We start from the raw sequence: 17,597 nt of genomic DNA, 5'->3' as shown, positions 1-17,597 counted from the left end.
ATAGCTGCCGCCGCCATTCCGGCGCGCCCGTAGCGTGTTCGTCCGGTTCGAGAACGACTCTGTCACGGTGACCGAAGGCGCCATCACCACGTTTAAATCATCGCCGGGAACGACGCGCGTTTTCTGTGCCCGCTGCGGCTCGACGCTGACCTGCGCTACCGTGCACTTTCCAACGGAGACGCACTATCACGTCGGTGCCTTCGACCGGGCGGCGGAGCTTCAGCCGAGGAAGCATTTTTTCGCCAACGAGCAATTGCCCTGGCTGAAGCTTAGCCACAACGAGCAAGGTAAATGACTGCGACGATGCGGCCGATCTATCCGGATTTCAACGCGAGCACACCGGTTGATCCAGCCGTGGCGCTGTGAGTAGACGCCCTACGCCCGCCGCATCAGCTTGAGCGAAGCTGCAAGGCGCAGGCTGCGCTTGCCGGCGAGCGCGAACGTCGTCGTCCAATTTACCTGCTTTGGGTCATCAGCGCCGATTGTGCCCTGCACTCGATTGAGCCCGGTCTGACCCTGCCATCACCGTCCAAGAACCGCTTAGAGTCAGAAGCGGTCCATCGATCGGCAGCAGCCAGGGTGTTTCTGCAGCAACTTAGGGAGCAATGGATAGAGCCAGCCCGCTGCGGCAGATGGCTACTGCCGCAGCGATCGAGAGCAACATTCAATTAGGCCGAACTGTCGCGACTAAACTATTGCCGAAAGCTTTGCCGCCTCGAGAGCAGGATCAAGGTCGTCGTCACCATCGAGGACAAGGGCTCCGTCGTAGGTGACCCTGTCCTGCTCTATCTCAACGACCTTTTTGCCGAAGCTCAAGTAGCTGAACTTCCAGGGACGCTCATGGTAGTCCCGCCGGAGGTGATACAGGACGCTCGTCGCGATCCGCTGCCCTAGAAGCATGGACGCGCTGTAGTCGGTACGCCAGTGAACGCCCGCCATGTTGCGTCCGATTGCAATGTTGGACGCGACCTTGTCGAGTTCGCCTGCAATCGTTAGCTGGTCAGCATCTGGCACTCCGACAGTTGTCAGGTCTGTTCCTTGGGACGTCGGGATAACCGGCGTAATCCCAACATCCTTGAGCTTCTGTGTTCCTGCAAAATAAGCCTTCAGCGCGGTGACGCATGCGCCGGCGACAGTGGCATGGCCCGCACCGTAGGAGCCGTGGGCCGGTGAGCCGTCGGCGAAACACATCGGCAGCAAGTAGCTGTCGCTGTTGGCGCCGTGAGCGGCGTTCGCTTGCCTGATTCTTGCAACCGCGCCGCCCGAGGCGTTGGACGCCTGCAACACCGCAAGCCCGTTTGAGAGCGCCAATTGCGCCTCGGCGGCCTTCAAACCCGTGGGGTGCAGCGCACGGTGGACCAAACCGCCATAGGCTTCCGGGCGCAGGCGCAGGTTTCCGATAAATTTCTGGTACCACACCGCCTTCAACGCACATGTCGCCACCTCGCAGACCAGCGAAAGTATGAACGGCGAGCCAAAGGTGCCGAAGCCCTCCTCATGCGGGAAGACCGGCGCATCCCGGTTGTAGGGATTTCCCGCATCCAGCTTAACGCCAGGGCTACCGAGCAAGATCAGGGCAGCGTTCAGGTAGGCTTCATACAGTGCGTCAAGATGGACGTATCGCGCGATGTCGCCCGCGTTCTGAATGTACCGCGGGGTGGCCGGGAGCTCGATCGATGACGGAAAGGCTTTTCCTCTCTGCACGTCGAGCCAATCGGCCCATGCGATCATGTGAGGGACGCCTCCAGACTGATAGTCGGTGTTTACAACCCGCCCTTCAGTTTGCTTGATCCGCAAAGACCCATACGGCACGTCAAGCCAGAGAAATTGTGAAACGAGCGGCCCAAGGTGCTCCTGGTTCGTTTGTCCCGCTGGCGTCCATTCGCCGCCTCGAAAAAGCGTTGCCGGCGTGACGGGCCGGGCAGTGTAGTTGGGATGATTACTCGAGTCGGGATGGGCATATAGCTTGAGAGCGCTCAGTTCGCTGGCTGCGGCTTGTGCCAGGGCGTTGCTCGGATAATCCAGAAAATTGACGTCACGGAGCAATGCCATCCAGTAAAGCTCGATCATCTCCGCGGCTGCAGTCTCATGCTTCCCGTCCTGCTCCGGTGGTTTCGGAATGCGGAAATGCCAACCAGCCAAGGTGAGTCGATCGGCGGCCAGACCTGCTTGCGGATTTACGAGCGGACGGAGGCCGGCTGACTCGATGTTCTGAAAATCCGCCGGGCGATGCTCATTCAGAGCTGCTAAAAATGATTTGAATGAGCTCGGGATCACTCGCCCGTCGTCGTCGTGCTTTAGCGACTTGTGAAAGTGCAACTCCGCTGCCTGGACAAGATCATTGGGTGGAGTGTGGACCAGCTTATGTACAGCAGTATTAGCTGGAGCAGGTGATGGTGGATGTGGCTTTGGATAAGAAATTGCCATTTGAATTTCTCCTATAGCCATCCCGCCACAATTGACGAGACCGGGCATCGGTGCCCTTGCGGAGTCGTATCGTGAATACTACACAACCTTTGTGGGATACCTCACACGAGCACTTTTTCAATTGGATCGAATACGGCAGCCGGACTCACCAAGTTGTGCTGAGCACTCAGAAAAGAGTAACGGCTAGGCAAAATGGCCGCAGATTGTTCTGCGGCCTTAGATTGTCGCGCGCCGCCTCAGTTCAGCGATCACCGGCAGCGAGCCTGGAATCTTTCGGAAAGCGGTAGCGCTAACGTTTGAGCCTGCGGATCGAGACGGGCTCAACGTCTTAAATCGCGCCGTTATATTCTCCTCTGGCTGGATAGTCGTTCTTGATGACGAAATCCAACGCCTGGACCATTTCAGAGAAGTTGGGCCTGACGAACGGCATGGATTGGACGGAGAGATAGTAGATCGTTTGATCCGGTCTGATCAGAAACACGCCGGGTTCAGAGAACAAAGAAGGTTCTTCGATTCCGATCGAGGTCTTTCCCCGAGATGTCGATATATACAGACCCCAATTGCGAGCATCGCTCAGTCCTAGACCATATCCGACACGCAAATTCTTGGCTTGGATCTTGTCCGCCATCTGGCGAGCTCGCTCCTCCCCATCTGAACTAATAGCGACGGTGGTGACGCCGCGGATGGCAAATTCCGGCGTCAGGCGTTCTAATTCCTTCAGGTAGTTGGCACAGATCGGGCAATGCAAGCCGCGATAGAAGCAGACGAGCGACATGCGCTCTGGGCTCTCGGTTGCCAGGTCGAAGGGACCATGGTCGAGCGTGTTTACGACAAGGGGCGGCGCTTTCTGGCGAGGTATAAGCATTTGGATTCCTTTCACGGACCAAGGGGCAGCACAGGACCGGTTGCTCCCAGATCCAGCTCATGCCACACTGGAGAGCATGAATGGTCCCCGAAACATGATTGAGAGTCCTGTGACGGCCAAGCGCGACAGGCTTTCCGCCTTCTTCGACGCCTTCCAAATGTCGGTTACGGTCGCTGCGAAAGATGCCCGAGACGCGGTCGCAAACCTTGTTGTTGTTGGAGAGGGTGGCTGCGCAAGGAGCGTCGTCTTCTGCCCCCACCGTGATGCGATGCCCGATCGCGGCGGCGATATCCTGGCTGCGGCGACCATCGAGTTCGGGGGCATCACAAACCCGCTCATGAATGCAATGCCCGAGCGGATCGTGATCCCCCTCGGCGAATCCCCTACCCTACAAGCTCTGACTGCAGCCTTTGTAACTGAGGCCTCGGACATGCGATGCGGCAGGCAAGTCGCTCTCGACCGCTTGTGCGAGGTGATCATCTTGCTTGTGCTTCGGAGAGCAATCGATATCGGCTCAACGCGACCAGGACTTCTTGCCGGCCTATCCCATCCAGCGATCCACAAGGCTCTGGTCGCTATGCACGATCAACCCTCTCGCCCGTGGCACACCGAGGAGCTTGCGAGTATCAGCGGACTCTCGCGGAGCCGCTTCATGACTCTGTTTCCCAAAGTGACCGGCACTACACCGGCTGCCTATCTTAAGGCGTGGCGGCTGACACTTGGCCAGCGTGAGCTCCAGCGCGGCGAGCGCGTCAAGTCGGTCGCGAGGCGCGTGGGTTTTGGCAGCGCAGCAGCGTTCTCGCGCGCATACGCATTGGCATTCGGCCATTCACCGATCTCTTTGCGTAAGCCAGGTCCTGCGTCGCGGGATGTCGCTGCTGCCAATTAGCTGCTACCGCCGACAGATCGTCAAGCGTCAGGCGAAAAGGTCCGTCAAGCGGTCGTCTATGCGTGAAGGCGTAATCTCGAGGATCTCGGCAGTAACAACTTCCGCCGCGACAAATGGATCGAGAGCGACGCACTCCTCGACCTGCGAACGAGAGAGGCGACCGCTCAGGAGTATGGCTCCGCCAAGGTTCGGCTGAAGACTCCCTGCCATCAGGAATGCGCCGTCGTCGAAGCCGCGCTTGAGCCAATCGTTGTGGCCTTGCATGAACTGGCCGGCTTGTGCCTTGTTAGATCCAAATTTCAGAAGAGCAATAAACATCGCGGTCCCTTTTATGAGTGATGTATGGCACGCCGGCGCCCGAGCATACGCTGACGACCCGGCTGCGTTGCAGCGGTTTCTAGGTCGGTGAGCCACGCGGACATGGCCTGGATTTCATTTCGGACAAATCGTTCGTCGTGAAGGGCGTTGGCTAGGACGTTCTGAAAAAGACAAAAGCCGCAGTGTCACGGGAGCGCAGCGGAGCGTGCGTCGACTCAACGCCCTACGCCCGCCGCATCAGCTTGAGCGAGGCCGCAAGGCGCAGGCTGCGCTTGCCGGCGAGTGCGATGCCTTCGAGCTCACCGCTATCGGCCGTGCAGGTGCCGGAGAAGCCGATCCCGACCTCGAGGCCGCCAAAGACGGGATTTTCGCCCTTCGCCGGCGTGTGCTCCTGGTTCAGCATCTCGCCCTTCCAGCGGCCGTCCGCGGAGGAATAGGAGCCGAGATAGTAGAAGAACGCATCGCCGCCGAGGATGCGGCCGTCGATCAGCAGCATCACGCCGGAGAGTCCGGCATCCACGCCATCGAGCGCGCGCAGGCTCATCCCATAGAGCCCGTTGGCGATCCCGCCCGGACCGACGGCTCCGCTCGGCGGCAGCGCCTCGTCGTCGAGCGGCGTGAGATTGGCCCAGAAATTGGCGCCCGGCATCGTGTCCGCGCTGCCCTGAAGGCGGATCTGGTTGCCGTACAGCCGGCCGCGTGCTCCGATCGAGGCGACGTCGGCGCCCATCAGCGGCTTGTAGTTGGGATCCTGGTTATGCCGCTCGGTGATGACCTCAGCGATGATCTCGCCGTCGCGCTCGACATAGGTGCCAAGATGCGCAAAGCCCGAATTGCCGCCCAGCATCTTGCCGTCGTGCAGGCACATGATGCTGCGGCCGAACGCATCGTTGACGCCGTATTCAACCTTGTACAGTCCGTCCAGCAACGTCTTGAACCTGCAAAATCGGTAAAAACTGGGGGCTACCTAGCACCGTCGCCGCATTGAAACCACCCGGCTTTCGCGCAGGGCCGCTTACGGGGCGTTCGCTGTCATGATACATTATGCCCCTGTTTTGCCCGACGGGTCAATTTGAATTTCGATTAATCCGCAATGCGTGCGATTTCAACCCCTTGGCTACTGTGCATGGGGTTGTTTTCGCAAGTTTTGTTTTGCCGGGCTCCTGGACGGCATTCGCCGTCCATCAGTGCCGCTTGAAGTACTGCACCTCGCGCTCGTGCTTCTCGGCCGCCGCGCGGCTCTTGAAGGTGCCGAGATTGCGGCGCTTGCCGGTCTTCGGATTCACCTTGCGTGAATAGAGGCGGTATTCGCCCGATGCCAGTTTGCGGATCATGATCGCGCTCCGTTGTGTCTTGATATCAACGGCGTAGGCGCGAGCCAGGTTCCGGCAGTGCGGGCTCAGAAGCACAGCGTTGTGACGAGCTTGCCCTGCTTGTCCTTGATGGCATAGGGGCAGCGAATGCGCTCCAGCGCCTTCTTGGCGTCATCGTCGCCGAGCGCTGCGGCGCGCTCGTAATAGGCCTTGGCAGCGTCCTTGTCCTTCGGCCCGCCGCGGCCGCCTTCCGCGAAGGCGCCCATCCGCTCCAGCGCGCCGGGATGGTTCTGCGCGGCCGCCTTCTCGAACAGCGCGCGCGCCGCGGCGTCGTCCCTCTCCCCGCCATTGCCGCTCGCAAGCATCAGGCCGAGCTGGTACTGCGCTTCCGCGTTGGTCTCGGCGGCCTTGCCGAGCAGCGCGCGCGACTGCGCGGGATCGGCCGGCGCAGCGCCACCTGCGCCTCCGAGCGCGGCGAGATTGCTGACGCCGCGGGGATTGCCTGATTGCGCCGCCTTCTCGAACAGCTTGCGCGCTTGTGCTTCGTCCTTCGCAACGCCGGAGCCGGTGCCATAGGCGACGCCGAGCTCGACCATCGCAGAGCTCGATCCCTTGTCGGCAGCCTTGCGCCAGGCGGCGATCGCCTCGCTCGTCTGCCGGTTGGCGGCATAGGCGCGGCCGAGCGCGAACATCGCGCGGCGCGAGGAGGAGGCGGCCTGCTTGCAGAACTTGATGGCGGTCGCGACGTCGGAGGAAGCTATCTCCGTCACGCCCTTCACGTCGGCCGGCTTGTCGGGATCGCTGGGATCGGCCGCCACCCGGTCGCACAGGACGAGATCAGCCGATTGCGCCTGCGCCGCCAAGGGCGCGGCGAGCGCGAAGAGGATGGCAAGGAGGTAAGTCCGCATGGCCACTACGTTGCGTCCCCGCCCCGGCAAATTCAAGGCTCGAGTCCCGATTGGCGCAGCACGGGCACGACCTCCGGCGAGGCCAGATAGCGCAGCAGCCTGTCGGCGGCCTCGGCGTGTGTCGCATTCGCCATGCGGCCGACGGAGAACACGGCCGGCGTCTGCAAATCATGCGGGATCGGGCCGACGACCTCGATGCCGCCAACCTGCTTCAGCTCGCTGATCTGCTGTACGGCGAGATCAGCCTCGCCGTTGACGAGCCGCTCCGCCGTAAAGCCCTGCTGCACGATGGTGGCCTTGGCGTTGATCTCGACCGCGATGCCCAATCGCTGGATCAACTGGGCAAAGTAGATTCCGCTGGCGCCGAGCCGCGAATAGGCGACGGATCGCGCCGCAAGCAGCGTTGCGCGCAACGCGGCTTCGCTGGTGATGTCGGGATGCGCCTGCCCTGCCCGCACGGCAATGCCGACGTAGGAACGTGCGAGGTCAGCCGCGCTGTCGGCGACCACGCGGCCCTCACCGATCACCGCGTCGAGCCCCTCGCGGGTGAGGATGACGAGATCGGCCGCCTCGCCATCGCGGAGCCGTTGCAGCAGCGCCTGGGTCGGCGCGAAATCGGCGTCGATGCGCACGCCCGTCGCAGCTTCATACGCAGACGACAGGCTGCGCATCGCACCCATCAGGCCGAGCGTCGAGAGCATGCGAATGTTGTCCATATGCAATTCCTGTCGCGATCAGGCGCGGTGCATCAGCTTGAGCGCGGCGGTCAGGCGCAGGCTGCGCTTGCCGGCGAGAGCCGTTGCCTCCAGCACCGCCTCTTCCGCGTCATAGCGGCCGGAGAATCCGATGCCGACCTCGTGGCCGCCGAAGATCGGATCGTCCTTGGCCGGCGTGTGCTCCTGATTGAGGATCTGGCCTTTCCAGCGGCCCTTCGCGGCGGTGTAGCTGCCGAGATAGTAGAACGCCGCATCGCCGCCGAGGATGCGGCCCTGGTTGAGCAGCATCACGCCGGTGAGGCCGCCATCGAGGCCGTCGAGCATCCGCAGATGAATCGAATAGAGGCCGTCGGCGATCCCGGCTTCACCAACGCCGCCGACGATCGGCACCTCGTCTTCGGTGATCGGCGTCATCAGCGACTGGAAGGGTACGCCCGGCAGCTCTTTCAGCTCGCCCTTGAAGCGATAGAGATCGCCATCGGCCCAGCCCTTCGCGATCAAGGTCGCATCGTCGGTGCCGGCCATGGCGCGGTAGCTCGGATCGGGGTTATGGCGGACGGTCTTGATCACGACGTCGACGCCGCTGTCGGTCTTGTCGTAGGTGCCGATATGGGCGAAGGCCGAATTGCCGCCGAGCATCTTGCCATTGCCGGCATGCATCACGCTCCGGCCGACCGCGTCGCCGAGCTGAAATCTCACCTTGTAGAAGCCTTCAAACACCCGCCGTGTCCCCGGACCTGCGCGCATCCGGGGGCACTCTCCCGCATTCGAACGCAATCGACAAGCTTCGCGCGGGAAGAGGCCGGCGGGTCACAGGAACAGCTGCCATCAGAATGCAAAAATCCGCCGGAGCCTTGCAGCTCAGGCGGATTTGAGACCAACCCGGGTCAGCCCCCCAGGCCCGGGCCGGGAGGATCTTAGGCCGCGGCCTTCTTGTCGGTCGGCACGGACGCGATCGTCTTCAGGATCTGCGAAGCGATCTGGTAGGGGTCGCCTTGCGAGTTCGGACGGCGGTCTTCCAGATAGCCTTTGTAGCCGTTGTTGACGAAGGAGTGCGGAACGCGGATCGAAGCGCCGCGGTCGGCCACGCCGTAGCTGAACTTGTTCCAGGGCGCGGTCTCGTGCTTGCCGGTCAGACGCTTGTCGTTGTCCGGGCCGTAGACGGCGATGTGGTCCATCAGGTTCTTCTCGAAGGCCGCCATCAGCGCCTCGAAATACTCCTTGCCGCCGACTTCGCGCATATAGGCGGTCGAGAAGTTGGCGTGCATGCCCGAGCCGTTCCAGTCGGTGTCGCCGAGCGGCTTGCAGTGGAACTCGATGTCGATGCCGTACTTCTCGGTGAGGCGCAGCATCAGGTAGCGAGCCATCCACATCTGGTCGGCAGCGGTCTTGGAGCCCTTGCCGAAGATCTGGAATTCCCACTGACCCTTGGCGACTTCCGCGTTGATGCCTTCATGGTTGATGCCGGCAGCGAGGCAGAGGTCGAGATGCTCTTCGACGATCTTGCGGGCGACGTCGCCAACGTTCGAGTAGCCGACGCCGGTGTAGTACGGACCCTGCGGGGCCGGATAGCCGGCAGTCGGGAAGCCGAGCGGGCGGCCGTCCTTGTAGAAGAAGTATTCCTGCTCGAAGCCGAACCAGGCGCCGGCGTCGTCGAGGATGGTGGCGCGCTTGTTTGACGGATGCGGGGTCTTGCCATCGGGCATCATGACTTCGCACATCACGAGCACGCCATTGGGGCGCGCGGCGTCCGGGAAAACGGCGACCGGCTTCAGCACGCAATCGGAGCTATGACCTTCGGCCTGCTGGGTGGAGGAGCCATCGAAGCCCCAGAGCGGAAGCTGCTCGAGCGTCGGGAACGACGCGAATTCCTTGATCTGAGTTTTGCCGCGCAAATTCGGAGTCGGCGTATATCCGTCGAGCCAAATGTACTCGAGCTTATACTTGGTCATTGAGCCTCTCTGTAGATGATGCGAAAGGTTGGGGCCCTGGGGTCCCCGCACGTTTGTACCCGGCCACCATCGGCCGGCCCTCTACAAGCATTTAACGTGCCAAAAGGCCGCACTGCAGGAGGTTTTCCACTGCGGCAGGCGGCTCCTCGGCGCTGACAAACCGCCCCCGGCGTCGTGCGTCATAGCCGCGCACCTTCGCGTGAAGCTGCACCGCAAAAACTCCGCGGAAACCGCCCGATTCTGAAGCAGGCGGCGCCGTGCGGGATGTTGCCGATGAAACGCGCATCAACGTCCAGCAACTTTCGTAAAGCCCCACAGCACTGACCAGCAACCTTTGGAATAGCCCAGGCGTTGATCACCGACACGCTGCCTTGGGAGATGCAGCAGGCGACCTGCCTATAAATTGGGCGGCAACTGATTTCCTTTTCAGCACTTTCCAATTCGGGGCGCGCGGCCGATATGGGGATTTCAGTAACCACAATCGAACGAGTCGGGCGCACCATGGAGGCCAAGGCGCTTCGACCAAGGAGAAATCGTAATGATGAACAATGGTCTGAGTCACGGATCTGCGAAGATCTACCAATTCCCTGCCGGGGGCCGCGCAGCTCTTGGGGGACGCCGCTATGGCGAGACCAGCCTTCCCGCCGATCACGCTTCGCTTCCCACGAACGTCTCGATCTGCAGCGACAGCTGGTACCACCAGGACGCTGTGGACGAAGCCAAGCCGAAATGGGATCGCTGATGCCGGTGACTGGTTTGATACCGCCGCGCGCTCGCGAACACAGGCGGCAGTTTGAAAAAGGGTCGAAACCAGGGTTTCGGCCCTTTTTGATTCAGGTACAGAGAACGTTCAGATCACCTCGCAGGCGGTCACCGGCCGCTTCAGATGTCTGATCGTGGTGGTCCCGGTCCTGCCGATCGTCAGCGTGATCCCGGCCCTCGAATAGCGCGCGCCAGAGACCGTCAGCCGCTTGGCAAGCGTCACCGGCTCGCCGTCGATCTGGAGGAAGGCGCGCTTGTCGCCGTCATAAAACCCGATGATGAACTGCGTACCATCGGCACAGCGATAGGTCTGGAATGTCTGCGCATCGGCCGGTCGACTATGGAGAATTCCGGCCGACAGCATGGTGATAGCCAAAACAATGGCCTTGTGTCGGCCCATGATCGCCCCCTGTAATGGACTTTAAGGATGCCGCAGCGCATCCGGTGGAACCATAACCCAAGCTGATCTCATGTCCGACTCCCCTGCCCGCCACCTCGCCTTGCAAGGCGCCAGCAATTTTCGCGATCTCGGCGGCTATCCAACCACCGACGGCCGCATCACGCGCTGGCGGCACATCTTCCGCTCCAACCATCTCGGCCAACTCACCGCAGCCGACATCGAGATCGTCCGCGCGCTGGGGGTGCGAAGCGCATTCGATTTCCGTGGGCTGGAGGAGCGCGCGGCCGGCGTCTGCGTCATGAACGAGATCACCGTGCACTCGCTGCCGATCGAGCCGACGGTCGTCGCTGCGCTGCGCGCCGAGCTCGCGAGGGGCACGCTGACGGCACCGGTCGCGCTGGAGCTCATGCGCGAATCCTATCGCAACTACGTTCGCCACAACACGCACAGCTTTCGCGACCTGTTCGGCCATCTCCTGGAAGACCGCGCGCCGCTCGTGATCCACTGCACTGCAGGCAAGGACCGCACCGGCTTTGCCTGCGCGCTGATCCTGCATGCACTCGGCGTCCCCGATGACGTCATTGCCGAGGACTACCTGCTCACCAATCAGCATTACAAGCGCGATGCGACGGCTGCCACCGACCTGCCGGAGGACGTACGCAATGCCATCGGCAGCGTCGAAGCCTCTTACCTTGCTGCTGCGTTCGAAGCCGTCGGCAAGGAATACGGCGATATCGAAACCTATTTGCGCGACGGGCTCAAGCTCGGCGCAGCCGAACGGACTGCGCTGAAGGCGCGTTATCTGCAAGCGTGATCCGCGGCGGACGCCTCAGGCCGTCAGCCCTATGGCCTTGATCATCGCGCTCTTGAGGGCCAAGGAGATCTGCTGGGTGCTCCAATCGCTTTGGTGCAGCTTGTCAGGATCACCTGGGTCCAGCAATTGCTCGAACGAAACGTTGTTTTGCACGTGCCAATGCCGCATCAGTGCCCAACGCTGAAACAGATTCACCTCGGCCTCATTGGCAGCATCGCGGATCAGCCGGACCATCTTGTCCGAAAGCTCAGCACGGTCGTCCCAGAGCATCTTCGTCACATATTGCGGATCAATCAGCAGAACCTCGAAACCGCGAGCGCGCAATTGCGCCAGGCCCTTCCTGATATTCCCGGCAATAGCGTCCACGTCGTACTGGTCGTTGTGAAAGACCGCGTTCGTTCCAACCTGCCAGATGACCAGTGCCGGATCATCATGAAAGATATCGGCCTCAAAGCGTACGAGTTCTTCGTTTGCCTCTTCTCCGCCCTTGCCGCGGTTCAGCACGTCAATCCGAATGTCCGGCCGGTGGACGACGTCCTTGAAGTATTGCCGTAGATACATCTCCAACCGATAGGGATACGGCACAACATCGGCTCGTCCGGCCGTTGATGACGACCCCATGGCTACGATGCGAACGGGACCCTTCCCGTCCAGAGCCTGCCGGAGCCGCATCAGCGGATATTTTAAGTCGACGATCGCAGCGGGAAATTCGATGGTTGGCAAATTGTCAGACATGAACAACCTCCTCACCGATCTAAAGTTGTAACTATAGCCCAGCCTTGAAGCTGCCGCCATTGCAAGTCCAATTCGCTGGACGCAATAGTCGCCGGCAAAGCGAAACCACGGAGAGCACCGTGCAAGGAAAAGTCATTGTCGTGACCGGCGCGCTTGGAGCGCTGGGCAAGGTGGTCGCCGAGACGGCGCGGACACGCGGCGCGCGCGTGGCCGGCATCGATTACACGCCGTCGCAAGCTCCCGCAACGCCTGAAAGAATCGAGATCCGCGGCGTCGACCTGTCCGATGCGGCGCAGGCGAAGACGGCGATCGAGGCCGCGGCAAAGCACTTCGGCAAGCTCGATGCACTGATCAACATCGCGGGCGGCTTCGCCTTCGAGACCGTCGGCGACGGCGACACCGCGACGTGGCAGCGTATGCATGCGCTGAATGTCCTGACCGCACTCAACACCTCGCGGGCGGCGCTGCCGTATCTCGCCGCCTCCAAGGCCGGCCGCATCGTCAACATCGGCGCCATGGGTGCGCTCCAGGCCGGCTCCGGCATGGGCCCCTATGCGGCGTCGAAGGCAGGCGTGCATCGCCTCACCGAGGCGCTTGCCAATGAGTGGAAGGGCAAGGTGACCATCAACGCCGTGCTGCCGTCCATCATCGACACCAGCGCCAACCGCGCCGACATGCCGAAAGCAGACTTCTCCAAATGGGTGACGCCACAGGAGCTCGCCGAAGTCATCCTGTTTCTCGCCAGCGATGCCGCGAGCGGCGTCACCGGTGCGCTGATCCCGGTGGGTGGGCGGGTATAGGCGTATCGCTCCGAATCTCTGCCAGACAGCCCTGATTCAATCGGAGCCGAGAAGGCTCTAAACTGCCTGCAACTGATTCTCCGCTCGGACATCACACTCGGAACTTGTCTTTGGAAACCGCGCTCTATCTGCCCGTCAAACGCTTCCTCGAAGAGCTCGGCTTCACCGTGAAGGGCGAGATCGGCGGCTGCGATCTCGTGGGCCTCAGCGTCGGCGATCCACCTGTCGTGGTGATCGGCGAGCTCAAGCTCGCCTTCAATCTCGAGCTGATCCTCCAGGCGGTCGACCGCGCGCCGGCCGGCGACGAGATCTGGATCGCCGCGAGAATGTCGGCCCGCGGCAAAGGGCGTGAGAGCGATGCGCGCTACCGCAATCTCTGCCGCCGGCTCGGCTTCGGCATGCTCGGGGTGACCGATCGCGGCCAGGTCGAGGTGCTGGTGAAGCCGCCGACGGCTGCGCCGCGCCGCGAGCCGAAGGTGCGCTCGCGGCTCGTCGCCGAACATCAGCGCCGCCAGGGCGATCCCGTGCTCGGCGGCAGCACCCGTTCGCCGATCATGACGGCCTATCGGCAGCAGGCGCTGGCCTGCGCCTCGGCGCTCGCCGAAGGCCCGCGGCGGGTGAGCGAGTTGCGCGAACGCTGTCCCGATGCCGGTAAGATCTTGCTTAACAATGTGTACGGCTGGTTCGAGCGTGCTGAGCGGGGAATTTACGGGCTCACCGAAGCCGGGCACGCGGCACTGAAACGCTGGCCACAGCAAGGGATTGAAGTCGGTGCAGGTGTCGCGGCACCGCCCTGACACCCGACCGGTGCATAGCTGAGATGTCACACCGATTCCATATTGCAATGCAACATTGGCGGCACTAGGTATCCCGGCATCAAAACGAGGCCGTTATGAGCGCAGACTGGAATACCAAATATGGCACGCGGCGCGTGCGTCACGATCCGCCTACCCTGGACGAGGCGATCTTCGCCGCCGTCGGCATCACCGACGACCAGGAGCAGCAGGCCGAGATCGCGGCAGCGCTGATGGGCATGCCGCTCGATGTCGTGCAGGCCGAGGTCAAGAAGCAGGCCCGCACCAACAGCCGCATCACCGCAACCCGCGTGATTGCCGGCGAACAGGGCGCGCAGCGCTCCGTGGTGGTCGAGCGCCGCGTCGTCCGCCGCTTCGGCAACGACAAGCGCACCGGCACCTGAGCGCTCATTTCACTAACCAGAATACGAAAGCGGACCGGCCTTGCCGGTCCGCTTTTTTGTTTCAGGCGGCACGATTGCCGTACATGCTGGAGATGATCTTCCAGCAGGTCGAGTTGAAGCTGAGCAGGGCCCGGCCGGCCGTGAACGGCGAGGCCGCGAGATCGGCAAGCTCCGCCTCGGGCGTCTTGGCGAGATCGATCGTCCCGGTCGATTCGCCGTGGCGGAAAGCCAGATGCGCGCCGAACTTTCTGGCGAGCGCCCGCATGGCGTGGTTCTCGGCGCCGGTGGTGACGCGAAGGCGCTTATAGCCCTTCCAGCGCGCTTCCGCGATCAGACGGCGGAACAGCGCGGTTCCGACGCCCTGACGGCGCGCGGAGGCCTCCACACTGAAGGCGACCTCGGGCAGCGAATCATCCTCCGGCGGATGCAACTCGGCCGCACCGCGGACCACGCCATCGACGATGTAGGCGACGATCACGGTGCCGTCTTCGGCGCAGCGGGCGGCGTAACGCTCGATGAAGCTGTCGTCGAGAAAACCGTTGAAACGGTCGTGCCGGCTTCCGGCATCAAGCCTCAGCAGGTGATCGCGCAGAAGCGGCAATTCTTCCTGCTGGATCAGGGTCCGCACGTAGCCCGGAGCGGTGCGGACGGTCTCTTCAAGTACCACGTCAAAACTCCTCTTGGTGTCCCTCGAGGAGGCGTTCGAATCCCTAGGCCGCCTATATTGTGCATCGCAGCAAGCTTTTCAAGACGGGAGCCTGCCCAAGTAAGCGGCACCAGACGCGACTATTTCGTTAACAAAATCAAGGCGCCCCGTTTCATACGAGGATGAGCTGCGTCTGGGTCACGATGGCCACCAGCTTGCCGTCCTCGGTTTCCAGCCGGGTGGTCCAGACCTGGGTCCGCCGGCCCCGGTGGACTGGGGTGGCGGTGGCGATGACCGTGGTTCCTTCCTTGGCCCCACCGATGAAGTTGGTCTTGCTCTCCAGCGTCGTGGTGCCTTTGGCATCGTCCGGCAGGTTGATCACGGTCGCCGCCGCGCCGACGGAATCGGCCAGCGCCATCAACGCGCCGCCATGGATGGTGTGATGAAGCGTGCAGAGGTCGGGCCGGACCGTCATCCGCGCCACCACGCGATCTTTCTCGGCCTCGACGAACTCGACGCCTTTGAGCTCGGCGAACGGCATCTTCATCACTTTAAGTTTCTCGAGCGGCGTCATCGGATCTGCTCCCAATTCATTGTTGTCTCAGCGTGAATTGCTTCGCGCGGCAAAGCAATGACGTCCGAGGTAATGGGCGGGCTGACATCGGCGCAGACATTGTGCATAGGCTTATCGCATGCGCCACTTCCCGCCCCACCGCATCGTCTGCCTGACCGAGGAGACGGTCGAAACGCTCTATTTGCTCGGTGAGCAGAACCGCATCGTCGGCGTCTCCGGCTACGCCGTGCGCCCGCCCCAGGTGCGACGGGAGAAGCCACGGGTATCGGCGTTCGTCTCGGCCGACATCCCGAAGATCCTGGCACTGGAACCGGAGCTGGTACTGGCCTTTTCCGATCTGCAGGCCGGCATCGTCGCAGATCTCGTCCGCGCCGGTGTCGACGTTCATGTCTTCAACCAGCGCGACGTCACCGGGATCTTGGCGATGATCCGCACGCTCGGTGCGCTGGTCGGTGCGGCCGAGCGCGCGGAGGACCTCGCGCAAGGTTTTGAGCGACGCCTCGCCGCGATAGCGGCAACGCCTCGCCCCTCGCCGCGGCCAAGAATCTATTTCGAGGAGTGGGACGATCCGCTGATCTCGGGCATCGGCTGGGTCTCCGAGCTGATCGAAATCGCCGGTGGCGCGGATGTGTTCCCGGAGCTGCGGTCGCGGCAGGCCGCAAAGGACCGCATCGTCTCGGCGGAAATGGTGCGCGAGGCAGCGCCGGATGTGATCCTCGCGTCGTGGTGCGGCAAGAAGGTCGTCCCTGCCCGTATCCGCGCGCGCGACGGCTGGAGTGCGATTCCGGCGGTGCGCGATGATCGTATCGTCGAGATCAAGTCGACGATCATCTTGCAGCCCGGACCGGCGGCGCTGACGGATGGGCTCGATGCGATCCTGCAGGCGCTGTGGGGTGAGCGAAAATAGCCTGACTGCACACACTCTTGTGTCTCGGACGCGCTGCAACGCGCCAGCGTTGCTGCGCTGAGCCGGGACCCATCTTGCGATGGATGTCTGTGCGGCGTGGGCCCCGGCTCTGCAGCGACCGCTGAAGAAGCGCTGCGCTGCGTCCGGGGCACGTCCCGCACCTTCCTCACGTCACGGCGTTCACGACCTGGTATTCCGGCCGGCGCCACACATCGCCCGCGATCACCTCCTCGATGATCTCGGCGGCGCGGACGATCTCATCCTCCCCGACATAAAGCGGCGTGATCCCGAACCGCATGATATCTGGTGCGCGGAAATCACCGATGACGCCGCGGGCAATCAGCGCCTGCATGGCGGCGTAGCCGCCGTCGAAGGCAAAGGAGATTTGTGAGCCGCGGCGCTCATGCGCGCGCGGGGTCACCAGCTTCAGGGATGGGCAGCGACGCTCGACTTCGGCGATCAGGAGATCACCGAGCGCCAGCGAACGCGCACGGACCTCGGCGATATCGACCCTGTCCCAGATGTCGAGCGAGGCCTCCAGCGCCGCCATCGCCAGCACCGGCGGGGTGCCGACACGCATGCGCTCGACGCCGCCGGCCGCTGCATAGGCAAGCTCGAACGCAAATGGCTTGGCATGGCCCATCCATCCCGACAGAGCGGCGCGAGCATTGTTTGCGTGGCGCGGCGCGACGTAGAGAAAGGCCGGCGCGCCAGGGCCGGCGTTGAGATATTTGTAGGTACAGCCCGCAGCAAAATCTGCTCCGCAACCGGAGAGATCGACCGGCAGCGCACCGGCGGAATGGGCAAGATCCCAGACGGTTACGATGCCGAGCGCATGCGCTTTCGCGGTGAGCTTCGCCATGTCGTGGCGGCGGCCGGTACGGTAGTCGACCTCGGTGATGTAGAGGACGGCGATCTCCTCCGACAGCACGGCCTCGATTTCCTCCGGCGCCACCAGGCGCAATCGATGGCCCCGCCCAAGCGTTTCGATCAGGCCTTCGGCCATGTAGAGGTCGGTCGGGAAATTGCCGGTGTCCGATAGGACCACCTTGCGCGAGGCATTCATATCGATCGCGGCCGCGAGTGCCTGGTAAACCTTGAGCGATAACGTGTCTCCGACCATCACCGAGCCGGCTTCCGCGCCGATCAGTCGCGCAATGCGATCGCCGACATGACGCGGTTGGGCATACCAACCTGCGGTGTTCCAGGCACGGATCAGCTCGTTGCCCCACTCGGCCGTGATGACGCGATTGACGCGCTCGGCAACGCCAAGCGGCAGCGCGCCGAGCGAATTGCCGTCGAGATAAATCACGCCCTCGGGCAGATGGAACAAAGCCTTGGTGTCGTCATAGACGCGAAGCTTGGTCATCGAC

23 protein-coding genes are annotated in these 17,597 nt (G+C 62.5%); 8 read left to right on the top strand and 15 right to left on the bottom strand.

Annotated elements, in window-relative coordinates:
- Positions 1–34: 34 nt before the first annotated feature.
- Positions 35–295, top strand: coding sequence for a GFA family protein (locus tag LRP30_RS18425; RefSeq protein WP_249761274.1), 261 nt, complete (start codon positions 35–37; stop codon positions 293–295).
- A gap of 392 nt (positions 296–687) precedes the next feature.
- Here the strand turns inward: LRP30_RS18425 and LRP30_RS18420 are convergent, their stop codons facing one another.
- Positions 688–2,427 carry a vanadium-dependent haloperoxidase gene (locus LRP30_RS18420; RefSeq protein ID WP_249761273.1) on the bottom strand — a complete coding sequence of 580 codons (1,740 nt, stop codon included), beginning with the start codon at positions 2,425–2,427 and terminating at the stop codon, positions 688–690.
- A 328-nt stretch (positions 2,428–2,755) separates the two neighbouring features.
- Positions 2,756–3,292, bottom strand: a complete 537-nt coding sequence (locus tag LRP30_RS18415; RefSeq protein ID WP_128934198.1) for a peroxiredoxin-like family protein — start codon at positions 3,290–3,292, stop codon at positions 2,756–2,758.
- A 109-nt stretch (positions 3,293–3,401) separates the two neighbouring features.
- On the opposite strand from LRP30_RS18415, the gene LRP30_RS18410 reads away from it, so the two are divergent.
- Complete coding sequence (locus LRP30_RS18410) at positions 3,402–4,181, top strand: AraC family transcriptional regulator (RefSeq protein ID WP_245508814.1); 780 nt, start codon at positions 3,402–3,404, stop codon at positions 4,179–4,181.
- A 27-nt stretch (positions 4,182–4,208) separates the two neighbouring features.
- On the opposite strand, the gene LRP30_RS18405 is transcribed toward LRP30_RS18410, so the two are convergent.
- The 8 genes from LRP30_RS18405 to LRP30_RS18370 all read right to left on the bottom strand — a co-directional run bounded on the left by LRP30_RS18405 (position 4,209) and on the right by LRP30_RS18370 (position 9,900).
- Positions 4,209–4,499, bottom strand: a complete 291-nt coding sequence (locus LRP30_RS18405; RefSeq protein ID WP_128934199.1) for a hypothetical protein — start codon at positions 4,497–4,499, stop codon at positions 4,209–4,211.
- Between the two features lie 223 nt (positions 4,500–4,722).
- Positions 4,723–5,427, bottom strand: a complete 705-nt coding sequence (locus LRP30_RS18400; protein ID WP_128934200.1) for a hypothetical protein — start codon at positions 5,425–5,427, stop codon at positions 4,723–4,725.
- A 256-nt stretch (positions 5,428–5,683) separates the two neighbouring features.
- On the bottom strand, positions 5,684–5,833 hold the full coding sequence (locus LRP30_RS18395) for a hypothetical protein (RefSeq protein ID WP_007609497.1): 150 nt from the start codon (positions 5,831–5,833) through the stop codon (positions 5,684–5,686).
- A 65-nt stretch (positions 5,834–5,898) separates the two neighbouring features.
- Complete coding sequence (locus tag LRP30_RS18390; protein ID WP_249761272.1) at positions 5,899–6,720, bottom strand: tetratricopeptide repeat protein; 822 nt, start codon at positions 6,718–6,720, stop codon at positions 5,899–5,901.
- A gap of 32 nt (positions 6,721–6,752) precedes the next feature.
- Positions 6,753–7,436, bottom strand: a complete 684-nt coding sequence (locus LRP30_RS18385) for a substrate-binding domain-containing protein (RefSeq protein ID WP_249761271.1) — start codon at positions 7,434–7,436, stop codon at positions 6,753–6,755.
- Positions 7,437–7,454: 18 nt separating this feature from the next.
- Complete coding sequence (locus tag LRP30_RS18380) at positions 7,455–8,156, bottom strand: GrlR family regulatory protein (RefSeq protein WP_249761785.1); 702 nt, start codon at positions 8,154–8,156, stop codon at positions 7,455–7,457.
- A 197-nt stretch (positions 8,157–8,353) separates the two neighbouring features.
- Positions 8,354–9,388, bottom strand: a complete 1,035-nt coding sequence (locus LRP30_RS18375; RefSeq protein WP_249761270.1) for a glutamine synthetase beta-grasp domain-containing protein — start codon at positions 9,386–9,388, stop codon at positions 8,354–8,356.
- Positions 9,389–9,567: 179 nt separating this feature from the next.
- Entirely contained in the window at positions 9,568–9,900 is a 333-nt protein-coding gene (locus tag LRP30_RS18370) for a hypothetical protein (protein ID WP_249761269.1), read from the bottom strand.
- 26 nt (positions 9,901–9,926) lie between these two features.
- Here LRP30_RS18370 and LRP30_RS18365 point away from each other — a divergent pair, with 26 nt between their 5' ends.
- On the top strand, positions 9,927–10,130 hold the full coding sequence (locus LRP30_RS18365; protein ID WP_128934203.1) for a DUF2735 domain-containing protein: 204 nt from the start codon (positions 9,927–9,929) through the stop codon (positions 10,128–10,130).
- Positions 10,131–10,238: 108 nt separating this feature from the next.
- On the opposite strand, the gene LRP30_RS18360 is transcribed toward LRP30_RS18365, so the two are convergent.
- Complete coding sequence (locus LRP30_RS18360) at positions 10,239–10,550, bottom strand: MliC family protein (RefSeq protein WP_249761268.1); 312 nt, start codon at positions 10,548–10,550, stop codon at positions 10,239–10,241.
- A gap of 70 nt (positions 10,551–10,620) precedes the next feature.
- Here LRP30_RS18360 and LRP30_RS18355 point away from each other — a divergent pair, with 70 nt between their 5' ends.
- Complete coding sequence (locus LRP30_RS18355) at positions 10,621–11,364, top strand: tyrosine-protein phosphatase (RefSeq protein ID WP_128934205.1); 744 nt, start codon at positions 10,621–10,623, stop codon at positions 11,362–11,364.
- A 15-nt stretch (positions 11,365–11,379) separates the two neighbouring features.
- Here LRP30_RS18355 and LRP30_RS18350 read toward each other — a convergent pair whose 3' ends face one another.
- Positions 11,380–12,099: an SGNH/GDSL hydrolase family protein gene (locus tag LRP30_RS18350; RefSeq protein ID WP_249761267.1), complete on the bottom strand. Its 720-nt coding sequence runs from the start codon at positions 12,097–12,099 to the stop codon at positions 11,380–11,382.
- 119 nt (positions 12,100–12,218) lie between these two features.
- Here LRP30_RS18350 and LRP30_RS18345 point away from each other — a divergent pair, with 119 nt between their 5' ends.
- From LRP30_RS18345 to LRP30_RS18335, 3 genes are all read left to right on the top strand, one after another.
- The gene (locus LRP30_RS18345; protein ID WP_249761266.1) at positions 12,219–12,899 is read left to right on the top strand and encodes an SDR family oxidoreductase; all 681 of its coding nucleotides are present in this window, start codon (positions 12,219–12,221) and stop codon (positions 12,897–12,899) included.
- A 110-nt stretch (positions 12,900–13,009) separates the two neighbouring features.
- Complete coding sequence (locus tag LRP30_RS18340) at positions 13,010–13,696, top strand: DUF2161 family putative PD-(D/E)XK-type phosphodiesterase (RefSeq protein ID WP_249761265.1); 687 nt, start codon at positions 13,010–13,012, stop codon at positions 13,694–13,696.
- Positions 13,697–13,791: 95 nt separating this feature from the next.
- Positions 13,792–14,097, top strand: a complete 306-nt coding sequence (locus LRP30_RS18335) for a hypothetical protein (protein WP_015686575.1) — start codon at positions 13,792–13,794, stop codon at positions 14,095–14,097.
- Positions 14,098–14,158: 61 nt separating this feature from the next.
- On the opposite strand, the gene LRP30_RS18330 is transcribed toward LRP30_RS18335, so the two are convergent.
- Complete coding sequence (locus tag LRP30_RS18330; RefSeq protein ID WP_249761264.1) at positions 14,159–14,764, bottom strand: GNAT family N-acetyltransferase; 606 nt, start codon at positions 14,762–14,764, stop codon at positions 14,159–14,161.
- 151 nt (positions 14,765–14,915) lie between these two features.
- Entirely contained in the window at positions 14,916–15,317 is a 402-nt protein-coding gene (locus LRP30_RS18325) for a PaaI family thioesterase (protein ID WP_128934210.1), read from the bottom strand.
- A 118-nt stretch (positions 15,318–15,435) separates the two neighbouring features.
- On the opposite strand from LRP30_RS18325, the gene LRP30_RS18320 reads away from it, so the two are divergent.
- Positions 15,436–16,224: a cobalamin-binding protein gene (locus LRP30_RS18320; protein WP_249761263.1), complete on the top strand. Its 789-nt coding sequence runs from the start codon at positions 15,436–15,438 to the stop codon at positions 16,222–16,224.
- A 166-nt stretch (positions 16,225–16,390) separates the two neighbouring features.
- Here LRP30_RS18320 and kynU read toward each other — a convergent pair whose 3' ends face one another.
- Entirely contained in the window at positions 16,391–17,593 is a 1,203-nt protein-coding gene (gene kynU, locus LRP30_RS18315) for a kynureninase (RefSeq protein ID WP_249761262.1), read from the bottom strand.
- Positions 17,594–17,597 lie beyond the last annotated feature (4 nt).

It is taken from the genome of Bradyrhizobium sp. C-145 (assembly GCF_023375135.1).
Taxonomy (GTDB): domain Bacteria; phylum Pseudomonadota; class Alphaproteobacteria; order Rhizobiales; family Xanthobacteraceae; genus Bradyrhizobium; species Bradyrhizobium zhanjiangense.
The sequence above is the reverse complement of the archived record's forward strand: the minus strand, read 5'-3'. Positions and strand labels throughout refer to the sequence as shown.

Excerpts from the sequence above, each read along its gene's own strand:
- LRP30_RS18420 (WP_249761273.1), bottom strand. The coding sequence starts at position 2,427 with ATGGCAATTTCTTATCCAAAGCCACATCCACCATCACCTGCTCCAGCT.
- LRP30_RS18415 (WP_128934198.1), bottom strand. The coding sequence starts at position 3,292 with ATGCTTATACCTCGCCAGAAAGCGCCGCCCCTTGTCGTAAACACGCTC.
- LRP30_RS18405 (WP_128934199.1), bottom strand. The coding sequence starts at position 4,499 with ATGTTTATTGCTCTTCTGAAATTTGGATCTAACAAGGCACAAGCCGGC.
- LRP30_RS18395 (WP_007609497.1), bottom strand. The coding sequence starts at position 5,833 with ATGATCCGCAAACTGGCATCGGGCGAATACCGCCTCTATTCACGCAAG.
- LRP30_RS18390 (WP_249761272.1), bottom strand. The coding sequence starts at position 6,720 with ATGCGGACTTACCTCCTTGCCATCCTCTTCGCGCTCGCCGCGCCCTTG.
- LRP30_RS18385 (WP_249761271.1), bottom strand. The coding sequence starts at position 7,436 with ATGGACAACATTCGCATGCTCTCGACGCTCGGCCTGATGGGTGCGATG.
- LRP30_RS18375 (WP_249761270.1), bottom strand. The coding sequence starts at position 9,388 with ATGACCAAGTATAAGCTCGAGTACATTTGGCTCGACGGATATACGCCG.
- LRP30_RS18365 (WP_128934203.1), top strand. The coding sequence starts at position 9,927 with ATGATGAACAATGGTCTGAGTCACGGATCTGCGAAGATCTACCAATTC.
- LRP30_RS18360 (WP_249761268.1), bottom strand. The coding sequence starts at position 10,550 with ATGGGCCGACACAAGGCCATTGTTTTGGCTATCACCATGCTGTCGGCC.
- LRP30_RS18355 (WP_128934205.1), top strand. The coding sequence starts at position 10,621 with ATGTCCGACTCCCCTGCCCGCCACCTCGCCTTGCAAGGCGCCAGCAAT.
- LRP30_RS18350 (WP_249761267.1), bottom strand. The coding sequence starts at position 12,099 with ATGTCTGACAATTTGCCAACCATCGAATTTCCCGCTGCGATCGTCGAC.
- LRP30_RS18335 (WP_015686575.1), top strand. The coding sequence starts at position 13,792 with ATGAGCGCAGACTGGAATACCAAATATGGCACGCGGCGCGTGCGTCAC.
- LRP30_RS18325 (WP_128934210.1), bottom strand. The coding sequence starts at position 15,317 with ATGACGCCGCTCGAGAAACTTAAAGTGATGAAGATGCCGTTCGCCGAG.
- LRP30_RS18320 (WP_249761263.1), top strand. The coding sequence starts at position 15,436 with ATGCGCCACTTCCCGCCCCACCGCATCGTCTGCCTGACCGAGGAGACG.
- kynU (WP_249761262.1), bottom strand. The coding sequence starts at position 17,593 with ATGACCAAGCTTCGCGTCTATGACGACACCAAGGCTTTGTTCCATCTG.